This is a genomic window from Novosphingobium organovorum, from assembly GCF_022832435.1.
Taxonomy (GTDB): domain Bacteria; phylum Pseudomonadota; class Alphaproteobacteria; order Sphingomonadales; family Sphingomonadaceae; genus Novosphingobium; species Novosphingobium organovorum.
In genome coordinates, this window is the sequence record NZ_JALHLF010000166.1 from 1 (window position 1) to 5,360 (window position 5,360).

General features: G+C 67.4%; 5 protein-coding genes and 1 pseudogene. 3 read left to right on the forward strand and 3 right to left on the reverse strand.

What is annotated here, in order from left to right; genetic code table 11:
- Window positions 1-350: pseudogene (locus MTR62_RS19655) on the reverse strand (hypothetical protein); the annotation flags it as partial.
- Window positions 351-530: 180 nt separating this feature from the next.
- On the opposite strand from MTR62_RS19655, the gene MTR62_RS19660 reads away from it, so the two are divergent.
- The gene (locus tag MTR62_RS19660) at window positions 531-1,301 is read left to right on the forward strand and encodes an aspartyl/asparaginyl beta-hydroxylase domain-containing protein (protein ID WP_244024128.1); all 771 of its coding nucleotides are present in this window, start codon (window positions 531-533) and stop codon (window positions 1,299-1,301) included.
- A gap of 256 nt (window positions 1,302-1,557) precedes the next feature.
- Window positions 1,558-2,550 (forward strand): KpsF/GutQ family sugar-phosphate isomerase, encoded by a 993-nt coding sequence (locus MTR62_RS19665; RefSeq protein ID WP_244024130.1) that lies wholly within the window; start codon window positions 1,558-1,560, stop codon window positions 2,548-2,550.
- 352 nt (window positions 2,551-2,902) lie between these two features.
- On the opposite strand, the gene MTR62_RS19670 is transcribed toward MTR62_RS19665, so the two are convergent.
- The gene (locus tag MTR62_RS19670) at window positions 2,903-3,445 is read right to left on the reverse strand and encodes a sterol desaturase family protein (RefSeq protein WP_244024132.1); all 543 of its coding nucleotides are present in this window, start codon (window positions 3,443-3,445) and stop codon (window positions 2,903-2,905) included.
- 188 nt (window positions 3,446-3,633) lie between these two features.
- Here MTR62_RS19670 and MTR62_RS19675 point away from each other — a divergent pair, with 188 nt between their 5' ends.
- On the forward strand, window positions 3,634-4,401 hold the full coding sequence (locus MTR62_RS19675) for an SDR family NAD(P)-dependent oxidoreductase (protein ID WP_244024134.1): 768 nt from the start codon (window positions 3,634-3,636) through the stop codon (window positions 4,399-4,401).
- A 24-nt stretch (window positions 4,402-4,425) separates the two neighbouring features.
- Here the strand turns inward: MTR62_RS19675 and MTR62_RS19680 are convergent.
- A partial coding sequence (locus tag MTR62_RS19680) for a sulfatase-like hydrolase/transferase (RefSeq protein ID WP_244024136.1) occupies window positions 4,426-5,360 on the reverse strand: 935 nt, incomplete at its 5' end.

Here is a 5,360-nt window from a genome sequence, read left to right on the forward strand (position 1 = left end):
CGCGCCGCGCTGGCGAGCGTGGCGGCCAGCGCGGCGCCCCCCTCGCCCGGATCGACGAGCAGGATGATCGGGACAGTCTGCACGGCCGGCGCTTGCGCGCTTTGCGGGCTTTGCGCGCTTTGCGCTCCGGCGCGGCTTTCGCCGCACAGCCACAGCCGGTAGGCCCGCGGCGAGGCGCCAAGCAAGGGCGCAAAGCGCGCACGCGCACGCAGCCGCTTGCCGTTCACCCGCCACCACCAGGCTTCGAGATAGGCGCGCGGAGCAAGCCGCAGGGCATCGAGGTGGATGGACGCAAAAAGCGCAAGGCCACTCTTCAATCCGGGTTGGTCGTCACGTCGGGCAGGCTGCATTATGCGCCCCACGGATAGTGATTTGGCCCAGCAGCACAAGGCGAAACAGCACAACGCGAAAGCGTACAGCCTGGAGCAAGCCGGGTTGTCACATTCGCATCAACCGGCGTTGTACCACGGCAACAGGACTGCCCTATAGCAGGCGCCCGAACCACCCCACGCCAGCAAGGGAGAACGCGAGTGAGCTGGAATGAAACGCTCAAGGCCCGCGGCCGCAAAGTACCGTTCGTCGGCAAGTCGCTGTTCCAGATCGGCAAGGAATTGCGGCCCGGAATCGACCGGATGATCCTGCGCGATTCCCGGCTGCCCGACGTCGCCATCCAGAACACCGGCTATTTCCCCTGGATCGCCCGACTGGAAGCCAACTGGGAAGCCATCCGCGACGAGGCGCTGCGCATCCGCGCCCAGGACATCCCCTCGCTCGGCGACATTTCCTTCGATCACGGCCGCATCGCCGCCGACCGGCGCTGGCGCGCCTTCTTCCTCAAGGGCTACGGCTATCGCATGAAGGCCAACGCCGCGCGCGCGCCGATCACCGCGCGGCTGCTCGAAACCGTGCCGGGGCTGGTCACCGCCAACTTCTCGGTCCTCGAGGCGGGCGGGCACATTCCGCGTCACTGGGGCATGACCAAGGGGATGCTGACCTGGCACCTCGCGCTCAAGTCCCCGCGCGAGCGCACGAAGTGCCGCATGCATGTCGAGGAAGGCGAGACCACCCACGTGCTGCACTGGGACGAGGGCCGCTCGTTCCTGTTCGACGACATGTTCAACCACGAAGTGTGGAACGAGACCGACGAGGACCGCACGATCCTGCTCATCCAGATCAAGCGCCCGTGTCGCTGGCGCGCCAATCTGGTGCAGGACCTGTTCCTCAAGGGAGTGCGCCATTCGCGCTTCGTGCAGGATATCCGCAAGGCGATCGACCGTGAGGGCGGGCGCGTCGCCGGCTGATGCCGGGGCCTCACCGCGCAGGGGGTATTATTCAAATCCACGTAGATTTCGCGAGCTTGGGAACTGTTAACTTTGCGAAACGTCCCGAACGATCGAAACAGAGACGTAATTTTTCAGAATAACACGGCTGCAAGAATACCACCGATGCCACGCCTGCCGGAAACACGGCGCGCCAGGAGCCTCGCTCCGTCGCACGTACATCTCGGCTCGTGGACGCCATGTAGCAATCGGCGCATTTGAAGAGTTTTAGATTCTTATGAAAAACAATGTCGCCCGAACCGGCCACACCCTCTCGACCCTGCGCACGCTCGACATCGAGATGGAAGGCCTCCAGGCGCTCAAGGACGCGCTTTCGCGCCCCGAACTCAGCCTCGCGGTCGAACGCGCCATCCAGACCATCACCGCCACACAGGGCCGCGTGGTCATTACCGGCATGGGCAAGAGCGGGCATGTCGCGCGCAAGATCGCCGCGACCATGCGCTCGACCGGCACCTCGGCGCTCTACCTGCATCCAGGCGAGGCCAGCCACGGCGACCTGGGCGTTATCTCGCGCGAGGACGTGGTGCTGGCGATCACCTGGTCGGGCGAAACCAACGAACTGAGTGACATCTTCCATTACTGCCACACGATGGGCGTGACACTGATCGTCGCCACCGCGCAGGCCAACAGCACCGCCGCGCGCGCGGCGGACATCTGCCTCGTCATGCCCACCGTGCGCGAGGCTTGCCCGAACCGGCTCGCGCCCACCAGTTCGACCACGCTCCAGCTCGTGCTGGGCGATGCGCTGGCGGTGGCGCTGACCGAGGCGCGCGGCTTTACCTCATCCGATTTCCGCGCGTTCCATCCCGGCGGCACGCTCGGCAACCAGCTCGCCACGGTGGGCGACGTGATGGGCTCGGGCGATGCAATCCCGCGCGTCCCCAGCCACGCCACGCTGACCGAGGCGACGATCGAGATGAACCGCAAGCGCTACGGCTGCACCGCAGTGGTCGATGCCGCGGGCCATCTGGTCGGCGCGTTCACCGACGGCGACCTGCGCCGCTGCATCACCGTCCACCCGCTGAGCGATACCATCGCGCAGCACATGTCCCCCAAGCCCGTGACCACCACCGCCGACACGCTGTGCAGCGAGGCGCTGGGGATCATGAACGAATGCGCGGTCTCGGTGCTCTTCGTCACCCAGGGCGAGCGGCTGGCGGGCATCATTCACATGCACGACATCGTCAAGCTGGGTGTCGAGCGCCGCTAGAGGATTGATTTTGCCATTTGCATCCCCTGGCGACTGGGATGGGTCTGCAAATGTCAAAATCGTAAAATCCACTAAAATCAAACAAGTGCTAGTGGTTCGACCCGACTGCATCGGATCGACCGCTTCAGACCCTTGTTTTGACGCGTTTCCTGAACCGTCAGGTGTGCCCACCTGACTGGAAAAGGCTCAAGTGGCTCGAGTGGACCGGGTTTCCAGACCCGGCACGAGAAAAGGCCCGCCTGCGCCGATCTTCGCGCAGGCGGGCCTTTTCTCGTGCGCCATGCCGGGGCACGCGCAAACCCGAAGCCCCCTCGGCCAAGGCGCCAACGCACCCGGCCAAGGCACCGCCGCCTCAGCCGCGCACCGAAGTCACCGCGCTGCCAAAAACCCGGTCGAGCCCGATCGCGGTGATCGCGAAATTCTTCTCCGGGTCGACATAGTGGTGGCGCATGTGGTGGCGCTTGAGCGCCTGGCCAAACGCCCCCTTCATCGGCCACTGGTGGCACGCGAAGTGGATCAGATCGTACAGTACGTAGCCGATCATGAAGCCCAGGAACGCCCACGTCCCAGCAGGGCCGCACAACGCGTAGAACGCCGCCCAGACCGCCAGCGCGATCGGCACGCTCAGCACCGGGGGCATCAGGTTGCGCATCGGATCGTTGGGGTCTTCATGGTGGTTGCCATGGATCAGGAACACCACCCAGCGCACCGGCGCCCAGCGGGCCTGCCAGTGAAACAGATAGCGATGCATGGCGTATTCGAACACGAACCAGAACAGCAGGCCGCCGATCGTGGCCAGCGCGCCCGCCACCGGACCAACCGAGCCCCACCCCGCCAGCGCGATCAGCGGCAGCAGGACGGCCCAGATCACAGCGAACGCGCGCGGCGAAACCATGGTCAGCTTTTCCAGCCATTCGCTCTGAAAAAGACGAACGCGCTGCTTACGGGAAACCGGATCCTTCATTCGGGCTAGGATGGACAGAACCTGTTCGCCGGTGTCAAGAGACATGCGGTAAACTCCGAATTATTTCATTGAAACGCTGTGACAATACCAAAGTGCGAATCGCTTTGACCGAGATGACCATGGACGCTGTGCATCGAATCTATATTTCAGGCGCCTCGGGCGGGCTGGGCCGGGCTCTGGCGCTTCACCACGCGCGCCCCGGCGTTGCACTATGGCTGTGGGGGCGCAACCCGGAGCGCCTCGACGCGCTGGCCGAGGCGTGCCGTGCCGCCGGGGCCGAGGCGTGCGTGCGCGCCCTGCCGCTCGACGATACCGCACGCGCGATCGCCGCGCTCGAGCACGAGGATGCCGCCGCCCGGTTCGATCTGGCCTATCTCGTCGCCGGACAAGGCGATACCCGTTCCCCCGGCGCGACCAGCGAGGACCCCATGATCGTCGCGCGGCTGATCCGCATCAACCTCGAAGCCCCCGCCGCGATGGCCACCGTGCTGGCGCGGCGCATGGGCGCGCGGGGCGGCGGGCGGATCGTCCTGATCGGCTCGGCCGCGGCGTTTCACGCGCTGCCTTTCGCCACCGCCTACGCCGCCAGCAAGGCCGGGCTCGCGCGCTTTGCCGACGCGCTGCGGATCGCCGCAAGGCCGCTTGGCGTGGCGGTGACGCTGGCCTCGCCGGGGTTTATCGACACCCCTGCGGGCCGGCGCATTCCAGGCGGCAAGCCAATGGTCCTCACCCCCGAGGAGGCCGCCCGGCGCATCGCCCACGCCGCATCCCGGCGCCAGGCGCATCTCGTCACCCCGCGCGCCTTTGCCCTGCTGCGCCTGTTCGACCGCGCCCTGCCACGCCCCTGGCGCGACCGCCTGCTGCGCGCGCTGGCCCCGCCTGGCTGAGAGCCTGATCCGGAACCAGGCCGGTCAGGCCACCCCCGCCGGAGTTCGCCCCAGCATCGTATCGAGCACGGCGTGGTGGAGCGCGGCGGGCGTGCGATCGTGCCGCGCCGCAAACGGCGCGTGCACCGGTTCGCCCGCGCCATTGTAACGCACCATGACATAGGGGGTGTGCCGCGCCCCGCCCGGCACGCACGCGCCCGGAATGCTCGGCCGATGATCGCCGAAAAAGACCAGCAGCGCGGGACGGCGCAGCGCAGCGAGCCCGGCGTCGAGCCGCGCCAGCATCGCATCGCCCCGTCCGACCAGCCGCCGGTAATTGGCGACCAGAGCGGGCACGCCGCTGTCCTTGCCCGCGGCCCAGGGACCATGGTTCTCGATCGTGACCGCGTAGAGCAGCGTGGGCCGCTGCGCGCGCTGCGCGCGCGCCAGCAATTCGGAAGCGATCGCCGCATCGCCGACATAGCGCCCCTCGCCCGGCGCAGGCGGCGCGAAATGCGTCTCCCCCACCAGTTCGGCAAAGCCCGCCGCGGGCAACAGCCGGTCGCGGCCGTAGAAACGCATGTCGTGCGGGTGAACGAACTGGCTCTCCCACGCCTCGGTGCCCAGCCGGTGGGGCAAGGCGTAGCTGGCCTCGCCCAGCGCGCTGAGGAACGGGTCGTAGCGGCGAAAGCCCAGCGCCTCTTCCTCGCGCCCGAACAGCGCGGCGAATTCGGTGCGCATGGTGTAGGCGCCAAAGCCGCTGACCTGGAGATCGCCCCACTGCCAGGCGCGCGCCCGCGCGGCCGCAAGACCGGGCAGGGCAGGGCCTGGCTCGCCGAACAGCTCTACCGGATCGGCAAAGGATTCGCACTGGACCATCACCACCAGTTCGGGGAGCGCGGCGGCGCCATCGCCGTCCTTGCCCGGCGCCACGCCGCGCGGTTCGGGCGCGGCGAGGACCGGCGGGTCCTCGCTCGCCC